The following is a 19,304-nucleotide window of genomic DNA, read 5'->3' on the forward strand; positions in this document are numbered from 1 at the left end:
CTCATCCAGACTTTGCCCCAGTACACTTATATGGAGGCGGGCTTTCCTCCCGGCACCAAGCCTGCGGCTATGGTGCGGGCCTCCAGCCCGAAAATAGGTGAGGTGGGATCCCTGGTCAGCTTGCGTGGGGTTGGCAAGCGCTACCCCAGCCCGTCTGGGGAATTGGTGGCGCTGCGGGATATCAATCTGGAGGTGCAGCGGGGCGAGTTTATCGCCTTGATTGGCCCTTCCGGTTGCGGCAAAACCACGCTGCTGCGTATTTTGGCGGATCTGGAGCAGCCCAGCGAGGGATCCGTGTCCATTGCAGGACGAAGCCCCCGACAGGCCCGGCAGGAGCGGCTCTACGGCTATATTTTCCAGGCCCCGACCCTGCTGGAATGGCGCACGGCTTTGCAGAATGTGATGTTGCCGCTGCAGGTGATGCACCTCTCCAAACGAGAGCGTCAGGAGCGGGCCAAAGCGATGTTGCAGCGGGTGGGGCTGGGGAACTTTTTGCACAGCTACCCCTGGCAACTGTCTGGAGGTATGCAACAGCGGGTTTCGCTGGCGCGGGCCTTGGTCTTTGACCCCGAGCTGCTGTTCATGGACGAGCCCTTTGGGGCCCTAGACGAGATCACCCGCGAGAAAATGAACCTGGAGCTGCTGCGCCTCTGGGAGACTACCCAAAAAACCGTCTTTTTCGTTACCCACTCCATTCAAGAGGCGGTATTTCTCTCCACCAGAGTGGTGGTGATGACCCCCAACCCCGGCCAAATTGCCAAGGTGATCCCGGTAGATCTCCCCCAGCCACGCGGCTTCGAGACCTGGCGCTCCACCCGCTTCTTTGAGCTGACAGGAGCAGTGCTGGAAAGCTTAAGGGAGGTCTTCCGCCAGGACTGACCCCCTGCAAGTCAATTCCAGCAAGGGTAGGATGAGACAGAGCCGGCCTCAAGCCCCCCTTGGGATCACCGACGCGATGAGCAGCACCCGTTATCCGTTTGAGCGTGTTCGCGAGCACTTGCTCTTCCAATCTTTGGAAGATGCCGAGTGGAAGGCATTGACGGCAGCCCTGTTGCCCAGCCGCTTTTCCCCAGGCCAGGTGATCTTCCAGGAAGGGGATCCCAGTAGTGACCTGTACATGATCCTCAGTGGAGTGGTGGAGCTGCGTCGCCAGTACGTGCGACATCCAGGAGATTATTGGCTGGCCACGCTGCACGCCGGGCGCTTGTTTGGGGAACTTTCTCTGCTGACGGGGCGGCGGCGCTCCTTTACGGCAGTGAGCATGACCGAGGTGCAAACCCTACGCCTTTCCACCGAAGGGCTGATCCTGCTGCCTCTGGAAGTCCAGGTGAAACTCTACCGCGCCTGGAGCCAGATCATCAGCGAGCACCTTTACTGGCTGGATAGTATGTTCACGGATCTGCTGGAGCAGCGAGGGGTAGAAAATGTAGCCTCGGCTATGGCTCTGCTGCACCAGCGCTATCCCGCTTGAAAGAGGCTCAATCCCTGCTCCGCATAGGTTTGCAGGTCAACGTCCACGAAGACAACCCCTTGGATCCCAAATTTTGTCTTCAGAATGTTCAGGGGTTGCGATATCATGTGCTAAGCAGCAGCCCCCAAGAGATTTCAAGCAGCGAGGTCAGGAGCAGTGGTTAGGGTAGCCATCAACGGGTTTGGTCGCATTGGTCGCAACTTTTTGCGCTGTTGGCTGGGTCGCTCCCAGTCCAACCTGGACATTGTTGCCATCAACGACACCTCAGATGCTCGCACGGCTGCCCACCTGCTCAAGTACGATTCCATCCTTGGGCCGTTGCAGGGAGCAGACGTTGAGCCTGCAGAAAACGGTTTGGTGGTGAACGGCAAGCACATCCATGCCGTTTCCGACCGCAACCCCAGCAACCTGCCCTGGAAAGAGTGGAAGGTGGATCTTGTTATCGAGGCTACAGGTGTTTTTGTCGACTACCAGGGCGCCTCTAAGCACATAGAAGCGGGAGCCAAAAAGGTGGTGATCACCGCTCCGGCCAAGGGGGGAGACATTCCCACGTTTGTCTACGGTGTTAACCAGCACACCTACGACCCGGTGCGCCACAACATTGTCAGCAATGCCAGTTGCACCACCAACTGCCTCGCCCCGATCATCAAGGTGTTGCTGGACAAGTTCGGCGTCCTTCGCGCCACCATGACCACCACCCACAGCTACACCGGCGACCAGCGGATTTTGGATGGGGGCCATCGTGACCTGCGGCGGGCGCGGGCAGCAGCGTTGAGTATGGTGCCCACCACTACCGGGGCGGCCAAGGCGGTGGCTTTGGTGATCCCGGAGCTGAAGGGCAAGCTGAATGGGGTGGCGGTACGGGTTCCCACGCCCAATGTGTCTCTGGTGGATTTGGTGGTGCAGACGGAGCGGCGCGTGATTGCCGAGGAGGTAAACGCTGCCCTGAAGGAAGCCTCAGAAACTACGATGAAAGGGATCCTCGCCTATTCGGACATCCCGCTGGTCTCGATTGACTATCGCGGCCACGATTGTTCGGCCATTGTGGATGCGGAGATGACCAGTGTGCTGGATGGGGATCTGGTGAAGGTGATGGCTTGGTACGACAACGAGTGGGGCTACTCCCAGCGGGTGGTGGATCTGGCCGAGTACATGGCTGCTCACTGGGTGGAGTAGGCTGCTTCGGTTGGCTTCCCCATCATTCTCCCATCAAGAACTGGGCAAAAACCTGCCAGCGCTTGCCGTCGTGGAGGAGAAGCGTCAAAGCCGACGCCGTGAAGGAACTTTGAAAAAAACGGGTCTTGAACTGCGGCCAAGCGGCGCGAAAGTGGGCGGGGGTTAGATCTCGAAAGGCAACGGTCATGTGGGGCACGAACGGACGGCCCTGAGCGGTTGTCTCTTTCTGGTTGAGAAGGATCCCCATGTGGTGATGGGCTTGAGCTTGTAGCCGCTGCAGTTCTGGGGAGGGCACGACATGGATAAAAATGACGCGCGGTGCGAAGGCCCCAAAGCCGGATAGCTGGATGGAGACGGGGGTCTGACGCCTGGCAAAGTCCTCTAGGGATCCCGTCAAGGCTGGCAGCTCGGAACTGGGCCACTCGAACGGCGGCACCAGGGTGATGTGGGGGGGAGAGCGCAGAGCTGCTCGGCTGGCAAATTGCTCTGCAAACTCTTGCTGGATGGCCGTCACCTGCTCTTGCAGTGCCGGAGGGGGAAGCAGAGCAAGAAACAGTCGCTGCTTGGGGTTATCCACCAGCATCGGTAAGAACCTAGAGAACAGGGGATAATGCAACTGTAGCCAAGCCCAAACATCTTGTTATGTCGCGTCCTGTCGCTTCTTCCCCTATCCTGGATCCCTCCTCGGCAACCGGATCCCCAGGCCAAGCGCCTCAGCCGGCTCCCATTCCGCCCTACCAGTGGCATTTGTTCCTGTGTGCGGATCAAACTAAGCCCAAATGTTGTGAGAAAGCTGTGGGATTGGAAGCCTGGGACTATTTAAAATCGCGGATCAAAGAATTGGATCTGGAAATCGGGAGCGCCGGATCCCTGCGGGTGCACCGCACCAAAGCCAACTGCCTGCGGGCGTGCGACTATGCTGTTCCCGGCCCTGTGCTGCTGGTCTATCCCGGTGGGTTTTGGTACCACTCGGTCACGCCGGAGGTGGTGGAGGAGATTCTTCAAAAGCACATCTTGGGAGGGATCCCTGTTGTTGAGTATCTGGTAGCCCAAGATACCCTCAGCGCCCCTGATCCAAAAGGGCATGGATAGCCTGCACGCACTCTGCCGTCACCTGCTGCAAATCGGCCTTATCGCTGGAAGCAGGGGGGGGAATCACGTCGCCAATGCGCACCGTGATGGGGCAGAACAAACGCGGCCACCGGGATCCCTTGGGCAGCACTTTCTCGGTACCCCAGAGGGCCACAGGCAACAGAGGGGTTTGCGTTCGCGCTGCAACCAGAGCCGCTCCCAAGTGGGGGTGAGGAATGCGGCCATCGGGGGTACGAGTGCCATTCAAAAAGATCCCCACCGCCCATCCCCGCGCCAAGGCTGCTTCTGTGGCTCGCAAGGCAGCGCGGTCGGAGCCGCCTCTTTTGACCGGATAGGCCCCGTAGAGCTGAATCGCTTGCTTCAACCCCGGCACCCGAAACAGCTCTTCCTTGGCCATGAAGGCCACCGGGCGGCGCACCGCATTGGCCACCAGCGGCGGATCCAAATGGCTGGCGTGGTTGCTGACGACGATGAGGGATCCCTGGCGAGGCACGTTTTCCTGCCCATAGGTGCGCCCAAAATACAGTCCCCGAAACAAGGGGTTGACCACCAGCCACTTGAGCAGCCAGTAGGCCAACCAATCCCGGCGGCGATAACCCATCTGTGAGTCCAACGATCCCTGCCACTCCGGCAGCAGTTCCCTCTCTGAGTGTAGTGGAGGGTGGGTGCTGAAGGGGATCCCTGGGCTTCAGCTCTCCAAATCGGGATCCTCACCCAAAGCCCGCAATCTTGCCGCCAGACGCTCCGCCCGTTGATGTTCTCGCTCTGCCCTTTGGCGTTCTTGCTCGGCCCGTTCCCGCTCCAACTCAGCCCGTTCATCGCCGGTCAGCAGCAACTGCCCTTGGGCATCACACCAGCGCAGCCAGCGAGCTTGTTTCCCCTCAAAAACGCCTTCCCACACCGTCAGGCCCAGCCCCACCTGTTCTAGCCAGGTCTCGGTCATTTCCGCGTAGTGGCGGCCCCGCAGTTCGAAAATGCGCAACTCCTCTGGCCCCAGCTCATGATTGGGATCGAAGACCGCGTAGTAGCTAACTCGCATCTGCTCATAACGGCTCAGCTTGCCTTCCAGCTCGTCGCCTTCGCGGTTGGAGACGATCTCGATCACCACATCCGGCGGCTTGTCAAATTGCCAGAGCAGGTAGCAACGGTTTTGCTTCTCCCACCATTGCTCCGGCACCGTGACGTCCAGGCTGAGAAAAACATCCGGCACAATCGGGGGCCGACCGATGGCGGTGTAGATGCCTACATTTGCCGCTGCTAAAAAGGTTTTGCCGCGCAAAGCGCTGTAGAGAGCCCCTGTCAAGAGGCGCTGCTGCTTTTCGGAGGCGAAATTATCCACCGGGGTATCGTCCTCCGTCACAAGGTCGGCAACGTCGGGAACCAGCAGTTCAGTATCCATGGGCAGATGGGGGTGGGGATGCCAGTGATCTTAGCCGCTCACCTCAGGGATCCTCTGCTCCCTGAGAAACAGAGAAAACAGAGTCCTCGAGCAAGCCCAGGTACAATCGAGAAAGCTTTACTTAACGATGATTTCTTTTTCTTCGCTGCTCGATGCAGATCGACATCCGTCCTGCGGAAAACTCGGACAGTGCGGCTCTGCTCCACATTTTGCAAGTGGTCTTTGCGGAGTATCCAGGCTGTGTATTGGACATCGAAGAGGTGCCGGAGTTGCTTCAGCCTGCCACAGCTTTCGCGGAGATGGGGGGATCCCTTTGGGTGGCGCAGCATCAGGATCAAGTGGTCGGCTGTGTCGGCCTTGTGCCCGATGGGATCCCTGGGCGCATGGAGCTGAAAAAACTCTACACTCTGCCCGCAGTGCGCGGTCGGGGTTTGGGTCGGCGTTTGATTGAACAGGCCGAATTTGCGGCTCGGCAGCAGCAGGCGGACTCTCTGCATCTGTGGACAGATACTCGCTTCACGACGGCTCATCGGGTTTATGAGCGGCTCGGCTATGTGCGTCTGCCGGAAATTCGTGAATTGCACGATCGCAGCAACTCTGTGGAGTATCACTACGAAAAGCGTCTCCGTTGAGGGTCGGGCTGTTGAACTGTGATGCGTTGGTGATTGGCTGTGGAGTGGTGGGCTGTGCCATTGCCTACGAATTGGCCACAGCTGGGCTGTCGGTCATTGGAGTGGATGCCGGGGAGCCGGCCTCAGGCGCCGCGGGCGCGTCGCTGGGGGTGTTGATGGGGATCTGCAGCCGCCAGCCTAGCGGGGAGGTGGTGCAGTTGCGTCTAAAAAGCCTGGAGCTGTTCGATCCCCTAATCGCGCGGCTGGAGGAAGACCTGGGCCGGAGTTTGCCCGTCAATCGGCGCGGCATTCTCAAACTCCTCAGGGAGGAGGAAGTGGAAGCTTGGCAAGAGACCCTGGCGGCCCGCCGACAAGCAGGTTACCGCCTAGATCTGCTCAGCCCTGCCGAAGTGGGATCCCTGCAGCCCGGCCTGCGCAGCGACCTGGCGGCGGCCATCTACTCTCCCCAGGATCGACAAGTCCAACCCAAGCTCCTAACCCAGGCTCTCTTGGAAGCAGCCCAACGCAAGGGATCCCGCTTTTTCTTCCACCAGCCTGTCCAGAAGATTCAGCGCAGCTCGGATCCCCCCTTTCGCCTGCAAACGGTTTACACGCCCGCTCTCACCCTCTCGGCAGGGCACGTCATCCTGGCGGCAGGTCTGGGCAGCTCTCCTCTGGCCAAAGAGCTGGGGCTGCAGGTGCCGCTGCAAGCGGTCAAAGGTCAGGCCCTGCGGGTCAAAGCCCCCGGGATCCCCCTGGCGCCCGTGGTCACCGACGCGGATCTGCATCTGGTTCCCCTGGGGGATGGATCCCTGTGGGTGGGGTCAACAGTGGAGTTTCAGGCCCCCCATCCCGAGCCGACGCTGCTGGCGCTACAAGATCTGTTGGCCCGTGCCATCAGGCTCTGCCCGGCCTTGGCCGCAGCGACTTTGTTGGAGCATTGGGCCGGCCATCGGCCTCGACCGGTGGGACAGCGCGCCCCCATCCTGGGTTGGGCTCCTGGCTACGCCAATCTGCTCATTGCCACCGGCCATTATCGCAATGGAGTGTTGCTGGCCCCGATCAGCGCCGCCATCCTGCGGGACTTGGTACTGAAAGGGGAAACAGCCCTCTGTGATCTAGGGCCCTTTGCCCCCAGACAGGGCTGAGCCCGTATCCATCTTCCGGCTCTCGGCCCGCCGATGGACAGGACATATGTCAGAATGAAAGGCTGCCTGGTTAGGATCGGATCGTCCGTTGAGTAGCCCAAAGGAGAAGAGAGCCTTGCCGAAGTTCGCCCTAAAAGCCCTCTGGTTGGAAAACGATTTGGCTATTGCCGTCGATCAGGTGGTGGCCAAAAACCGCAGCCCCCTCACCCACTACTTTTTCTGGCCGCGGGATGACGCTTGGGAGCAGCTTAAAGCTGAGCTGGAAAGCAAAACTTGGATCAGCGAAGTGGATCGCATCGAGCTGCTTAACCGAGCCACCGAACTCATCAACTACTGGCAAAACGGCGGGCGCAACCGCCCCATCAGCGAAGCCCAGGCCCAGTTTCCCGACATCCTGATCGGCGGCAACTCCTAGCCCTCTCCCCCCTGTCAGCCAAAACGTGACTCCGGATCTGCCCATCTTGCTCAGGCTCCCGTCTTTGGGCTAGATTGGCACTCAGGAGTTTAGAGTGCTAACTCCCTGCTAGCCGAGCCGGAGGATTCCTGGGAACCCCACTCCGCCTGGCAGTACCCAAAGTAGGAGCCCAGTCAGACTTACGAGGATCGCGGATTCTATGGCAAAGCGGATTCTGTTTAGAGAAGAGGCCCGCAAGGCATTGGAGCAGGGCATCAACCAACTGGCGGATGCAATCAAGGTTACGATTGGCCCCAAAGGACGCAACGTGGTCTTGGAGAAGAAGTTTGGTGCCCCCCAAATCGTCAACGACGGGGTCACGATTGCCAAGGAAATTGAGTTGGCCGATCCTTTGGAGAACACAGGCGCCCAGTTGATGCGGGAAGTGGCCTCTAAGACCAACGATGTGGCCGGAGATGGTACCACCACAGCCACCATCCTGGCCCAAAGCATGGTGCGGGAAGGGCTCAAAAACATCTCGGCGGGTGCCAACCCTGTGGCCTTGCGACGCGGCATTGAAAAGACCACCGCCTACTTGGTGGAGCAAATTGCGGCTCACGCCAAGGCTGTGGAAGGCCGTAAGACCATCGCGGAAGTAGCCACCATCTCTGCCGGCAACGACAGCGAAGTGGGAGAGATGATCGCCAAGGCTATGGATGCTGTAGGGCGAGATGGGGTGATCACGGTCGAAGAATCCAAGTCGCTGGAAACCGAGTTGGACGTGGTGGAGGGGATGCAGTTTGACCGCGGCTACATTTCCCCCTATTTCGTCACCGACTCGGAGCGGATGGTGGCCGAGTATGAGAATGCTTATCTGCTGATCACCAGCAACAAGATCTCCAGCCTGCAAGATCTGGTGCCCATCCTAGAGCGGGTGGCCCGCGAGGGTCGGCCTCTTCTGGTCATTGCGGAGGATGTGGAGGGAGAGGCTCTGGCCACATTGGTGGTGAACCGCCTGCGGGGGGTACTCAATGCGGTGGCGGTCAAGGCTCCGGCTTTTGGGGATCGGCGCAAAGCCATGCTGGAAGATATTGCCATTCTCACCGGCGGGCAGCTCATCTCTGAGGATGTTGGCATCAAGCTGGACAAGGTCACCCTGGACATGATGGGGGTAGCCCGCAAGATCACCGTCACCAAAGACAAGACCACCATCGTGACCGATGGCAGCACCAAGGCGGCGGTGGAAAAGCGAGTGGCTCAAATTCGCAAGCAACTGGAAACCACCGATTCCGAGTACGACCGCGAAAAATTGCAAGAACGCATCGCCAAGTTAGCCGGGGGAGTGGCGGTGATCAAAGTGGGGGCCGCTACTGAAACCGAACTCAAAGACCGCAAGCTGCGCATTGAGGATGCCCTGAATGCCACCCGAGCTGCGGTGGAAGAAGGGATCGTCCCTGGCGGCGGGGCGACGCTATTGCACCTCTCCAAAGGGATCCCGGCTTTCAAGGCCAAGTTGAATGCCGAAGAACAGGTGGGGGCAGAAATTGTTTACCGAGCCTTGCAGGCCCCTCTCTTTCAGATTGCCCACAATGCCGGTCTGGAAGGGTCAGTGGTGGTGGAAAAGGTTTTGGAGAAGGAGATGCCCTTTGGCTTCGATGCCCTGAGCGGAACCTATGTGGATATGTTCGCCCAGGGGATCGTCGATCCGGCCAAAGTGGTGCGTTCGGCACTGCAAAACGCGGCTTCCATAGCCGGAATGTACCTCACAACCGAAGCGATTGTGGTGGAAAAGCCTGAGCCCAAGCCGGCGGCTGGCTCTGCACCTAAGGGGATGATGTAGTCTTGCGAAAGTGAGCTTTCTGGGAAGGGATCAGTCTTGGATGTACTCCTCGCCAGAGATCAGGGCAGCTTCGGCTTTTTGAAACTCCCTTCCCAAGTAGGCCGCATGGCTGAGCTGGGAGACCACTCTCTCCTGCTCCTTTTCAAAGATCTGTACACACAGTTCTTTGGCCGTGCGCCCAACATACACCCGTTCAGGGGATCGATTGACGGGGCCCTTGGCCGGGATCACAGCTCCTGTCTCCGGATCGGTGGCCAGCCCCCGCTCGTTGATCACCGTACTGTAGTACTTGGCGCAAATGAGGTTCTGCTCCCGATCCAAGTAGATGACGAAATAGCCCGCCGGATCCAGATCCAGGGGTCGGCGGGAGAGATGGTCGTCAATACTGCGAATCTGCTCGCTCAGGGGATTGGAGGAAGGGGACATAGAACGGCTGACCCAGAACCACACAGGAGAAACGTAGCCGGGACTACCTTTGGCTGCTCTCATTGTGGCAGATGAACCCAATCTTTGGGCAGCCTTTGGGGTGGTTGACTTCCTTCCCAGCTTGAACGGTGGGGCTGGTCATATACCCGATGAAGGGGATCCTGTGCGGGCCATCCACCTGAGGTCTCAGAGCTTGGATTAGCGCGGGGCAACCCGATAGAACCGAGTGGCCGTCACCCACTGGTCGGAAGGGATCCCCTCGACGATGATGGCGCGGGCAATGGCATTGCCCAGTTGGGATCCCCGCACCCGCACATCGGCAAAGGATCCACTCTGCTCGAAAGAGGCGATCTCCTGGAAGTTGAGAGGACGGGGAGAGGCCACCGCCAACACCTGGGCTTGACCGAAAGGCGGAGCGATGGTCAACCGGTAGCTGGCCCCCGGCGGTGGGAAGGTGCGCACTTCTCCGGCCCGCAGAAACTCGTTGCCACCGGAAAAGCGGTTGGGCAAAATCAGGTGAGTACGGCCATCGGCTTGGATGCTGAACAGGTAGACGTAGGCATCGCGGTTGGTGCTCAGGGTAATAGAAATCGGCTCGCCAGGCCGGTAGATGGGGTTAGACCCGCGCCGATCCAGCTCCAGATTCACCCGCAGGTCGGAAGGAACGGGGTTGACAATGATGGAGCGGGTGCCAACATCCAACTGACGAGTATCGGCCAGTTGCAGCCTTTGTAAAGGAGGGTAGATGCCTAGGGTTTGCGGAAAAACAGCGGTGGTCGGAGCCACAGACAGCCCCAAAGCCAGCGGTAGGAAAAGCAGTTTGGCATTCATGGTTCACACCCAATCAATGGCTATGTTCATCCTAGGAAGGGGCACAGGTTGAGGGGGTCAGGCTTTGCGCAATCTCCAATCTCCTGCCGCGGCAGTTTCTCCTGCTGCAGATGGCATCACCCAGGGGGAAAAGACGCTGAACCGGCAGGGGCACAGCTCTGTTCTCGGCATCTAGGATGGGAATTGGGGGCAACACGTTTGGCAAGGGTTAAGCTGCAAATAACCTCACGCCAGGTTCCCATTCAACCCCAAACTTGCTCATGGCTCACGATAGCTACCAAGAGGGCATTGCAGCGGTACAAGCGGGCGATTTCCAGGCTGCCATCCGGGCATTTCGGCAGGCGGTTGCTGCCGATCCAACCCATACCGAAGCTCGTTACAAGCTGGCCTGGGTACTGGGCATGAGCGGCTATCTGGATCCGGCCCTGGCAGAGCTGGAAGCCGTTTTGGCGGCAGATCCCAACCATGTGGCAGCCCATTACAATCGAGGGGCCCTCCTCTTGCAAAAGGCCCAACTGGAAGCCGATGAGGATGGACAAATCGATCTGGCCGTTCTGCAACAGGCGGAAGCAGCCTTTCAAGCGGTGATGCGCTTGGATCCCACCGACCAACGGGCCTTTGCCTTCCTCAACTTGGTCAAGCGGGCCATTCGCAACCATCAGGCGTCCACTCAGGTCTCCGGCGGCAGTGGCGGGTAAATCTGTGGGGGTTGTGGTCGGCAGCGATTGCACAGCCAGAAACCCATTGCGTAACATAAGTAAAGCCTGGGGATCCCGGCAATTTGGAGAGGTGTCCGAGCGGTTTAAGGAAGCAGTCTTGAAAACTGCCGTGGTTGACGCCACCGTGGGTTCGAATCCCACCCTCTCCGTTTATCTTGAGGTAAAGCCCAACGGGTCGAAGCTACAGAGATTCACTGGCCCAGAGGGGGAGCTATCCACATGACCATCCTTGATTTATCGACCTTGACCACTCAACAGCTCAAAGACATAGCTTGGCAGTTGCGGGGCACTCCCGCAGTGGAGCCCATCTATCGGGAACTGGGATCCCGACCCAAGAGCATAGTGATTGCACCTGAAGATCCCCAGTGGACAGAAAAGGTTAACCAAATCCTCACAGAGGGATCCCCATCCTGACCGTCGCATCCCAAACAAGGCGGGACATGAATATCGAACAGCCGCCCTTGCTTGCCTGTGTCAGCTCTGCTAAATACTGAACACCCCCCACAGTTCCTTATAGTTGAAGAGAGGGTCACCATCTTGGGTAGCAGGAGCTAGCCGCAATGATTCCCACCGTCAAAGACGTTTGTCAAATTCATCCTATGGCCTTGAACTACGCCATAGTTGAGCAAATTGAAAATCTGTCGAATGTTATCGAGCATACAGCAGAGGATGCCCGGGCATTCTTCGCCAAAAACCACATTACCCGCGGGATGGATCTGTTGCTGCGTCAGGGGCTCAAACGGCTGGCAGGTCGCTCCGACCAAGCGGTGTTTGAACTCAAACAGGCGATGGGGGGTGGTAAAACCCACTCCATGATTGCCCTAGGGTTGCTGGCGCGGGATGCCGCTTTGCGTGCCGAGGTTGTGCCAGACATCACTCAAGATGCTCCTTTTGCCGACGCTAAACTGGTTGCCATCAATGGACGCCTCAAGTTCGAGCAACGGTTTATTTGGGGAGAGATTGCCCGGCAACTGGGGAAAGAAGAGGCTTTTGTCAAATTTTGGCAGCACGGAGCAGATGCCCCCAGTGAGCAGGATTGGATTGATTTAATTGGAGATGAACCCACCCTCATTCTATTGGACGAGCTGCCGCCCTACTTCGACTACGCCATTACCCGCATGGTGGGCGGAGGTACATTGGCGCAAGTGACAACCTACGCCCTATCGAACCTGCTGAGTGCCGCCTTGAAGTTAAAGCGCTGCTGCATTGTCATTTCCAACCTATCCGGCAGCTACGAAGGAGCCTCACGGGAACTGCAAAAAGCAATCGGTAACTTCGCTCAAGAAACCAACCGCCAAGCGCGATCCATCACACCGGTAGACCTGGGCACATCGGAAATTTACGACATTCTCCGCAAGCGGCTATTTAGCTCCCTGCCCAATGTACAAACCATTGATGCAGTTGCTTCTGCCTACGCAAAAGTGCTGGGAGATGCAGCCAGAGCCAAATCAATTGCCAAAACTGCCGAACAAATTGCCGCCGAAATTCATGCTTCTTACCCTTTCCATCCTTCGGTTAAGCACATCATTGCCCTATTTAAGGAAAACGAAAGCTACCGTCAAACTCGCGGCTTGATGCAGTTTGTTTCAAAAATAATCCAGTCGGTATGGGAGCGTCCCAGCAACGATGTCTACCTGATCGGTTGCCAGCATCTGAACCTCAACATCCCAGACGTGCGGGAAGAGATCAACAAAATCAGCAATCTACAGGGAGCGATTGCCCACGATATTGCGGCCAATGGCACTGCTGTCGCTGAACTGGTGGATCAAAAACTGGGCCATGATGCTGCCAGTCAGATTGCTGCCCTGCTGTTGACTGCCTCTCTGTCTGAATCAGTTGATGCCGTGAAAGGCTTTACCGAGGGGCAATTTTTGGAATACCTAGTAGCTCCTCAGCGGAATGTCAGCGAATTTCAGGATGCTTTTCAAGCGTTCCGTGCCAACGCCTGGTACCTGCACCGCAAAGAAAACGATGCTTGGTACTTTTCCAACATCGAGAACCTGCGTAAGCGCATTGATAGCCGTGCCCGCAACGCTCCCCAGCCGAAAATTGATGCGGAAATGAAGCGGCGGCTGGAAGAAATTTTCCGACCCCAACGGCGGATTGCCTATCAAGAGGTGCAAGCCCTGCCCAAAATTGATGAGATTCGCCTCAATGGCCCGCGGGTGTGCCTGGTACTCAGCCCAGACAGCAAAACACCCCCAGAAGAGGCCCAGCAGTTTTGGGAAAGTGTTCCCGAGAAGAACAACTTTTGTGTGGTTACCGGAGATGGCTCCAATCTGGCCAGCCTAGAAGACAAAACCCGTCGTTTGTGGGCCGTTGCCCGAGTACTGGAAGAAACCGGTGGAGACAAATCCCCCCACAAAGCAGAACTGGAGGAAGAGGCCGAACAAGCCGCCTACGACTTTAACGCCACTGTGGTCAGCCTGTTCAATCGGGTCTATTACCCCATCAAGGGCAAACTGACTCCTACCAAGCTCTCCATGACCTTTACGGGCAATACCTTCCATGCTGAAGAGCAGATCGAAAAAGCCCTATCCGATGTCGGTGCATCCAAGCTGTATGTCGATGTGGAAGCCAATGCCGAGGCGTTGCTGTCGCGAGCAGAAGACCTGTTGTGGCCGGCAGGGGGAGAGCGGCGTATCCCTTGGCGAGACGTGGTTTCCCGCACCATCACCAACGAGCGCTGGCCCTGGTTGCCCCCCAAAGGAATGGATACCCTGCGGCAGATAGCCGTCAGCCAAGGTCGCTGGCGGTACACCGAAGATGGATACATCGAAAAGGGGCCCTTTCCGCCCCCCCGCACATCCGTAGCCATCACCCAGCGAGAATACGATGACCGCACCGGTACGGCTACCTTGGAAATTCTGCCTCGAGATGCGGGCAAAAATGGCCGTGTTCACTACGACTACACGCCCAATGTGGATGCCAACAGCCCTGTGGTGCCCGATACGATCTGGACAACCAATGCCACTGCCCTGTGGTTTGTCGCCATTGACCCGGATGGCCGGCACGAGACAGGGGATGTCTATGCTTGGAAGAATACGCTGACCCTCACCCACCAGCCTCGTATTGGCGGCGGCAAGCGCACCGTAGAGCTAACCGTGAAACCCCGTGGTCAAATTCGCTGGAACACCACGGGCATTAACCCACGGGAAGGCACCCTCTACACTGGCCCCATCGAACTAGAGGGATCAGAAGCCGTTACCATCTATGCCTACGCCGAAGATCAAGGGGTGAGCACCACTCGCAAATTCACGATCCCGGCGCTCGACCAAAAAGGGCCGGTGATTGACAAAAACAAACCGGCTAAGCTGCACAAGCGCCTCAACCTGCAAGGAAATAAGGCGAGTTATACGGCCATCAATCAGAGCAAGGCTTTGGGTGTGCGACTGGCGGGTGGGATCTCCCTAACCGTGGGGGAAGGGAACCGAGCCATCACCACTCGGTTTGGAAGCGATGTGGTGGTAAAAGCGGAAGACATTGAGCAGTTTATTGCGATAGCACGTCAGGCTTTGGGCAATGAGACGGCAGAGGTGAGTCTGCGCTTGGACAACCTACGCTTCAGCAGCGGCCACGATTTGGAAGTCTTTTTGCATCGGTTGGAAATCAATCCTGAGCCGGGAGAGGTAGAGCAGTGAGCGATAAAAAATGGGAGACGGTGGGGTTCGGCTGTCCCAAAACCGTTGATCCCCACCACTTTGTGGTCGAAATACCTGCCGGCAGAACCGCTCCTGTGCTGATTTACGAAGTCTATGGCATCAAGGCGGGCATCAACGGACAGCCGGACATTGCGGAGCGCTGTGTTCTCAGCCGGTCTATCTGGAGCCAGATTGCTGAGGATCTCAAACAAGAGTTTAATGACCGCCTGCGGGCGAAAAAAATGAATCCGAGCCGTTGGACAACTGGCCGCAACCTCGTAGAACGTCTGCTGGGGAAGGAATTGCTGGTGCTGGCTTGGGCAGTAGAACGGGCCAAACCGGAGGCGATCCCCAATGCCATTCGCAACTGGAGAGGGCTGCGTCCAGAAGAGCGCTGGTGGCTTTACACCATGACAGCAGCGGCGACAGGGGGTGTCGATCACGGGAATATCGGTTGGCGCAAAGCCCTGCGCTATGCCCTCACAGAAAATCCCTTGACGGAACTGAGTGTGCCCACTCCGGTCAAGCGCCCATACCAGCCAGCTTGTTCCGATAGCTTGCGTAGCGAAGCCGTAGAAGCCGATCAACTCAGCCTGTTATCCTGCTTGCAAGAAGATCCCTCGCCCTTTTGGGATAGTGAAGCAACCATTGGCACGACAAAGCTAAGAGATTAAGTTATACTAGATAAAACCGCCTATTTGGGAGAATGCAAATGATGACAGAACTGCTGGAGAAAGCGATTAGCAAGTTAAAAGCTCTACCCACAGAGGAGCAAAATGCAATTGCCAGCCTGATTCTTGATGAGCTAGAAGACGATCAGCGATGGGAAGAATCCTTTGCTTCTTCAGCGGATATGTTAGCAAAACTCGGTGCCGAGGCAATAGCCGAGGGCAATAGCCGAGTATCAAGCAGGCAAGACGGAAGAATTAAACCCCGAAACACTGTGAAATCTCGCACCACTGCCCAGTTTCGCAAGTTGTTTAACGCTCTTCCAGAGTCCATTCCAGATTTGGACAAGCTAGACTTACAAAGGACGCTAATCCCGATCAAAAGTCAATATAATCCGCTTCTCTTGTGCAGCTCTAGCCAAGACCTCGAAATCTTTAGTACCTGGAGCTTCCTCTGAGAGCGATGCCACATCTAAGCCAGCATCTCGCAATAGACAGATACTTAAGCGTGGAAAATTTTCATTGACGAGAAATTGCATCAACTGACTTTATCTGAAAAACTGTAGAAGTTCATTTCACGCATACATTCTTGGATATAGCTAAACATAGCCCTAAGTGCTTCTGGAGTCAGCGTAGGGTAGTTTTCCAAAATCTGCTTTTTCGTCCAGCCTGCCGAAAATAGCCCCAAAATAAATTCCACCGATAGGCGACTTCCTCTGAAAACTGGCTTACCCAGGAGAATATCGGGATCCGAATGAATATAGTCTTCCCAGTTCACGGCTTAGGGCCCTAAGAGCTACCATGATCGATGGTATCGCCGGAGATCTCCCTTGTCCATCATCCCCCTTGCTTGGAAAGATAAGCCGAGTTTGATCGAGCGGCTCTTGCCTGCCCAAAAAATCAGCGCCGAAGCGCAAAAGGAACGCAAAGCTGGGGCTGGCCAAACCCTCACGGCGTTGGGGAGCTATTGGAAAGGGCGCAAACCTCTGATCCTGGCCAAAGCTTGCGTATTGGGGGCATTGCTACCTGCAACGGATAACCCCGAAGCCGATCTGGAAGTGTTTGAATTGTTGATGGCAATTGACGATGAAGCATTTGTTCGCAGGGGATTTAGAAAGAATCCCATTAAGATTTACAAAACACTCAAGGCCCATTCGCGGTTGAATAACCAAACAGCATCTAGGCTATTTGCCGTTCGGTGGCGAGAATCCCGAAAGTTCGGTTCAAAAAACGATCAGATTTTGCCTTTTGATCCGTCTGCAATTGACGAAATTATTGTTGACCCAAATAAAACTTTGATCTGGAACCCGGCTATTGATGAACAGACGCGGCTGAAGTGGGAGACAGAATTTGTGCGCTGCCATGACTACCCAACTCGCGTCTCAGAGGCCAAGAGACCCGAAGAATGCGACGATGCCACCCTCTACGGCCCCATTTGGGATCGGGTGAACCAACATTTGGGGACAAATGCCCACAGTTTCCCGGAATTGGTGGAACAACTGGGGACTTTGCGGTTTGGCCATCGCCCACGAGTAGGGGATACCTTTTGCGGGAGCGGTCAAATCCCCTTTGAGGCGGCAAGGCTGGGATGCGATGTCTATGCCAGCGACCTCAATCCCATTGCCTGTATGCTCACTTGGGGAGCGCTGAATATCGTGGGAGCTGATGAAGCCACCCGTCGGGAAATTGAAGCAGCCCAAAAAGCAGTGGCTGAGGCGGTGGATCGGGAAATTACTGCTCTAGGCATTGAGCATGATGAGCACGGCAACCGCGCCAAAGCCTACCTATACTGCCTAGAAACCCGTTGCCCCCACACCGGCTGGATGGTGCCAATGGCTCCCAGTTGGGTGATCAGCAAAACCCGCAATGTGGTGGCCAAGTTAATCCCTAATTACGACCAAAAACGTTTTGAAATTGAAATTGTATCCGGGGTCAGCGAAGCGGAAATGACCGCCGCCGCCAAGGGCACGGTGCAGAAAGGCGATTTGGTGTATGTGCTGGATGGGGAAGAATACCGCACACCCATTAAGACCATTCGTGGGGATTACCGCTTGCCCGACGGCACCACCGGCAACAAATTGCGCCGCTGGGAAAAACACGATTTTATGCCCCGCCCCGACGACATTTTTCAGGAACGGCTGTATTGCATTCAGTGGATCACCGCCAAAACCTTGGGCAAAAGCCGTCAAGAAACCTTTTTTGCCAGCGTCACCCCCGCCGACCTAGAACGAGAGCGCAAAGTAGAGCAAATCGTTAGAGAAAACCTCGCCGCTTGGCAAGAAGCTGGTTTAGTACCCGATATGCCGATTGAACCTGGAGAAAAAACCGATGAGCTAATTCGCACGCGGGGCTGGACTTATTGGCATCATTTGTTTAGTCCGAGACAATTGCTGCTACTTTCTTCTGTATTAAATCACTCAAAGAAAGTATCTGCTTTGTTAATAGATTTTTGCAAAATCTTGGATTATTCGTCTAAGTTGTGTCAATGGACTCCTGGAAGTCCAGGAAAACCCGGTATTGCTTTAACTTCCGAAAAAGTTGCTCATGTATTTTACAATCAAGCGCTTAACACTTTTTTCTCTTATGCCGAGAGAAGTTCTTGCGAGATTAGTGCTTATGTATCCAGATACGACCGTCGATATTCCCATCTAACCGGAATTTCTACTGTTCAATGTACAGATGCCCGGGAACATAAAATAAGTTGTGACTGTGGAGTTACCGATCCCCCTTATGCCGATGCAATTCATTACCACGAAATCACCGAGTTTTTTATTGCGTGGTTGCGAAAGAATCCACCCAAAGAATTTGCCCATTGGGTGTGGGATAGTCGCAGAGCTTTAGCCATTCAGGGCAAGGGGGAAAAGTTCCGTCAGGATATGATTGCCGCCTATACTGCCTTGGCAAACCACATGCCCGACAACGGCTTGCAAATCGTGATGTTTACCCATCAGGATGCGGAAGTATGGTCGGATATGGCCAGCATCATGTGGGGATCCGGGCTGCAGGTTACCGCGGCTTGGTACATCGCTACGGAAACCACTTCCGAACTCAAAAAAGGCGGGTATGTGCAGGGTACGGTGTTGCTGGTGGCGCGTAAGCGGTTGCAAGATACTTCTGCCTATCGGGATGAGCTGGTGGAAGAGGTGCGGCAAGAAGTTGCCCATCAGATTGAAACCATGGTGGGGCTAAATCAAAGCACCCAAGGCAAGGGGCGCACCGAAAACCTGTTTGAAGATGCCGATTTGCAAATGGCAGGTTATGCGGCAGCGTTGCGGGTATTGACGGGCTACCGGCGCATTGATGGACAGGATATGGTGGCAGCAGCCCTGCGCCCCCGACCCAAAGGCGAAAGAGATATCGTTCGGGAAATTATTGATTATGCCGTGCAGGTTGCCAATGAGCATCTTGTACCTGAAGGCATCGCGCAGGGGGTGTGGGAGGGGTGCTGTGGTGCAGAGCGCTTTTATCTGAAAATGATGGAACTGGAAGCGGTAGGGCTGAAGAAGCTGGACAACTACCAGAACTTTGCCAAGGCATTTCGAGTTGGCGACTATGGCGAATTGATGGCCTCTCAGCAGCCCAACAATGCCCGACTCAAAAATGCTCTAGACTTCAAGAAGAGCAGCTTTGAGGGCGAATTTGGCCGCTCAGCACTGCGAGCCGTTTTGTTTGCTCTCTACGAACTGCAGAAAGAGGCGGATAGCGATGAGGTGATGGAACACCTGCGGTCTTTGGTGCCCAACTACCACATGCGCCGGGATGATTTGGTGGCTTTTTGTCAATACATTGCCCGCAAGCGAGAACACCGCTATCCAGAAGAGTCCTCAGCCGCCGGGATCTTGCTCGCCCTTATCAGAAATGAACGCTTGGGTTGAAGAAGAAGTTATA

20 protein-coding genes, 1 tRNA gene and 1 pseudogene are annotated in these 19,304 nt (G+C 56.2%); 15 read left to right on the forward strand and 7 right to left on the reverse strand.

Features of this window, described 5'->3' with window-relative positions; genetic code table 11:
• Positions 1–69: 69 nt before the first annotated feature.
• The 3 genes from ACVWYZ_RS12430 (at position 70) to gap (ending at position 2,647) form a co-directional block, all read left to right on the forward strand.
• Positions 70–879 (forward strand): ABC transporter ATP-binding protein, encoded by an 810-nt coding sequence (locus ACVWYZ_RS12430; protein ID WP_457467245.1) that lies wholly within the window; start codon positions 70–72, stop codon positions 877–879.
• Positions 880–955: 76 nt separating this feature from the next.
• Positions 956–1,471 carry a Crp/Fnr family transcriptional regulator gene (locus tag ACVWYZ_RS12435; protein WP_414373653.1) on the forward strand — a complete coding sequence of 172 codons (516 nt, stop codon included), beginning with the start codon at positions 956–958 and terminating at the stop codon, positions 1,469–1,471.
• Between the two features lie 156 nt (positions 1,472–1,627).
• Positions 1,628–2,647, forward strand: coding sequence for a type I glyceraldehyde-3-phosphate dehydrogenase (gap, locus tag ACVWYZ_RS12440; RefSeq protein ID WP_414413284.1), 1,020 nt, complete (start codon positions 1,628–1,630; stop codon positions 2,645–2,647).
• 22 nt (positions 2,648–2,669) lie between these two features.
• On the opposite strand, the gene ACVWYZ_RS12445 is transcribed toward gap, so the two are convergent.
• Positions 2,670–3,230: a 2'-5' RNA ligase family protein gene (locus ACVWYZ_RS12445; protein ID WP_414413285.1), complete on the reverse strand. Its 561-nt coding sequence runs from the start codon at positions 3,228–3,230 to the stop codon at positions 2,670–2,672.
• A gap of 59 nt (positions 3,231–3,289) precedes the next feature.
• On the opposite strand from ACVWYZ_RS12445, the gene ACVWYZ_RS12450 reads away from it, so the two are divergent.
• A complete protein-coding gene (locus ACVWYZ_RS12450) occupies positions 3,290–3,739 on the forward strand; it encodes a (2Fe-2S) ferredoxin domain-containing protein (protein WP_414413286.1) in 450 nt (149 codons plus the stop codon).
• Here the strand turns inward: ACVWYZ_RS12450 and ACVWYZ_RS12455 are convergent.
• Together ACVWYZ_RS12455 and ACVWYZ_RS12460 are read right to left on the reverse strand one after the other, a co-directional pair.
• Entirely contained in the window at positions 3,708–4,340 is a 633-nt protein-coding gene (locus tag ACVWYZ_RS12455; protein ID WP_414408400.1) for a lysophospholipid acyltransferase family protein, read from the reverse strand. The genes ACVWYZ_RS12450 and ACVWYZ_RS12455 overlap by 32 nt on opposite strands.
• Positions 4,341–4,427: 87 nt before the next feature.
• Complete coding sequence (locus ACVWYZ_RS12460) at positions 4,428–5,138, reverse strand: Uma2 family endonuclease (protein ID WP_414330056.1); 711 nt, start codon at positions 5,136–5,138, stop codon at positions 4,428–4,430.
• Between the two features lie 152 nt (positions 5,139–5,290).
• Here ACVWYZ_RS12460 and ACVWYZ_RS12465 point away from each other — a divergent pair, with 152 nt between their 5' ends.
• The 4 genes from ACVWYZ_RS12465 (at position 5,291) to groL (ending at position 9,131) form a co-directional block, all read left to right on the forward strand.
• Positions 5,291–5,770, forward strand: coding sequence for a GNAT family N-acetyltransferase (locus tag ACVWYZ_RS12465; RefSeq protein ID WP_414330053.1), 480 nt, complete (start codon positions 5,291–5,293; stop codon positions 5,768–5,770).
• An 11-nt stretch (positions 5,771–5,781) separates the two neighbouring features.
• Entirely contained in the window at positions 5,782–6,897 is a 1,116-nt protein-coding gene (locus ACVWYZ_RS12470) for an NAD(P)/FAD-dependent oxidoreductase (protein ID WP_457467235.1), read from the forward strand.
• 88 nt (positions 6,898–6,985) lie between these two features.
• Positions 6,986–7,312, forward strand: coding sequence for a 30S ribosomal protein PSRP-3 (locus ACVWYZ_RS12475; protein ID WP_414330048.1), 327 nt, complete (start codon positions 6,986–6,988; stop codon positions 7,310–7,312).
• 199 nt (positions 7,313–7,511) lie between these two features.
• Complete coding sequence (gene groL, locus ACVWYZ_RS12480; RefSeq protein WP_414418515.1) at positions 7,512–9,131, forward strand: chaperonin GroEL; 1,620 nt, start codon at positions 7,512–7,514, stop codon at positions 9,129–9,131.
• Positions 9,132–9,161: 30 nt separating this feature from the next.
• On the opposite strand, the gene ACVWYZ_RS12485 is transcribed toward groL, so the two are convergent.
• Both ACVWYZ_RS12485 and ACVWYZ_RS12490 read right to left on the reverse strand, forming a co-directional pair.
• Positions 9,162–9,557 (reverse strand): DUF4346 domain-containing protein, encoded by a 396-nt coding sequence (locus ACVWYZ_RS12485; RefSeq protein WP_414373641.1) that lies wholly within the window; start codon positions 9,555–9,557, stop codon positions 9,162–9,164.
• Between the two features lie 198 nt (positions 9,558–9,755).
• Positions 9,756–10,388 (reverse strand): DUF4384 domain-containing protein, encoded by a 633-nt coding sequence (locus tag ACVWYZ_RS12490; protein ID WP_414407604.1) that lies wholly within the window; start codon positions 10,386–10,388, stop codon positions 9,756–9,758.
• 260 nt (positions 10,389–10,648) lie between these two features.
• Between ACVWYZ_RS12490 and ACVWYZ_RS12495 the strand changes: the two genes are divergently transcribed.
• From ACVWYZ_RS12495 to ACVWYZ_RS12520, 6 genes and pseudogenes are all read left to right on the forward strand, one after another.
• Positions 10,649–11,086, forward strand: coding sequence for a tetratricopeptide repeat protein (locus ACVWYZ_RS12495; protein ID WP_457467236.1), 438 nt, complete (start codon positions 10,649–10,651; stop codon positions 11,084–11,086).
• Positions 11,087–11,171: 85 nt separating this feature from the next.
• Positions 11,172–11,256: transfer RNA gene (locus ACVWYZ_RS12500), tRNA-Ser, on the forward strand.
• 70 nt (positions 11,257–11,326) lie between these two features.
• Positions 11,327–11,521, forward strand: coding sequence for a hypothetical protein (locus ACVWYZ_RS12505; protein WP_011433320.1), 195 nt, complete (start codon positions 11,327–11,329; stop codon positions 11,519–11,521).
• A 146-nt stretch (positions 11,522–11,667) separates the two neighbouring features.
• Positions 11,668–14,748, forward strand: a complete 3,081-nt coding sequence (locus ACVWYZ_RS12510) for an anti-phage-associated DUF499 domain-containing protein (RefSeq protein WP_457467237.1) — start codon at positions 11,668–11,670, stop codon at positions 14,746–14,748.
• Positions 14,745–15,422, forward strand: a complete 678-nt coding sequence (locus tag ACVWYZ_RS12515) for an anti-phage-associated DUF3780 domain-containing protein (RefSeq protein WP_083757646.1) — start codon at positions 14,745–14,747, stop codon at positions 15,420–15,422. Before ACVWYZ_RS12510 ends, ACVWYZ_RS12515 begins: the two co-directional genes overlap by 4 nt.
• Before the next feature lie 41 nt (positions 15,423–15,463).
• Positions 15,464–15,695: pseudogene (locus ACVWYZ_RS12520) on the forward strand (hypothetical protein).
• Between the two features lie 89 nt (positions 15,696–15,784).
• On the opposite strand, the gene ACVWYZ_RS12525 reads toward ACVWYZ_RS12520, so the two are convergent.
• Together ACVWYZ_RS12525 and ACVWYZ_RS12530 are read right to left on the reverse strand one after the other, a co-directional pair.
• Positions 15,785–15,955 (reverse strand): DUF5615 family PIN-like protein, encoded by a 171-nt coding sequence (locus tag ACVWYZ_RS12525; RefSeq protein WP_187147225.1) that lies wholly within the window; start codon positions 15,953–15,955, stop codon positions 15,785–15,787.
• Positions 15,955–16,194: a DUF433 domain-containing protein gene (locus tag ACVWYZ_RS12530; protein WP_457467238.1), complete on the reverse strand. Its 240-nt coding sequence runs from the start codon at positions 16,192–16,194 to the stop codon at positions 15,955–15,957. Before ACVWYZ_RS12530 ends, ACVWYZ_RS12525 begins: the two co-directional genes overlap by 1 nt.
• Positions 16,195–16,246: 52 nt before the next feature.
• Here ACVWYZ_RS12530 and ACVWYZ_RS12535 point away from each other — a divergent pair, with 52 nt between their 5' ends.
• Positions 16,247–19,291, forward strand: a complete 3,045-nt coding sequence (locus ACVWYZ_RS12535) for an anti-phage-associated DUF1156 domain-containing protein (RefSeq protein WP_457467239.1) — start codon at positions 16,247–16,249, stop codon at positions 19,289–19,291.
• Positions 19,292–19,304: the final 13 nt, after the last annotated feature.

The sequence above is a fragment of the Thermostichus sp. MS-CIW-37 genome, assembly GCF_054060065.1.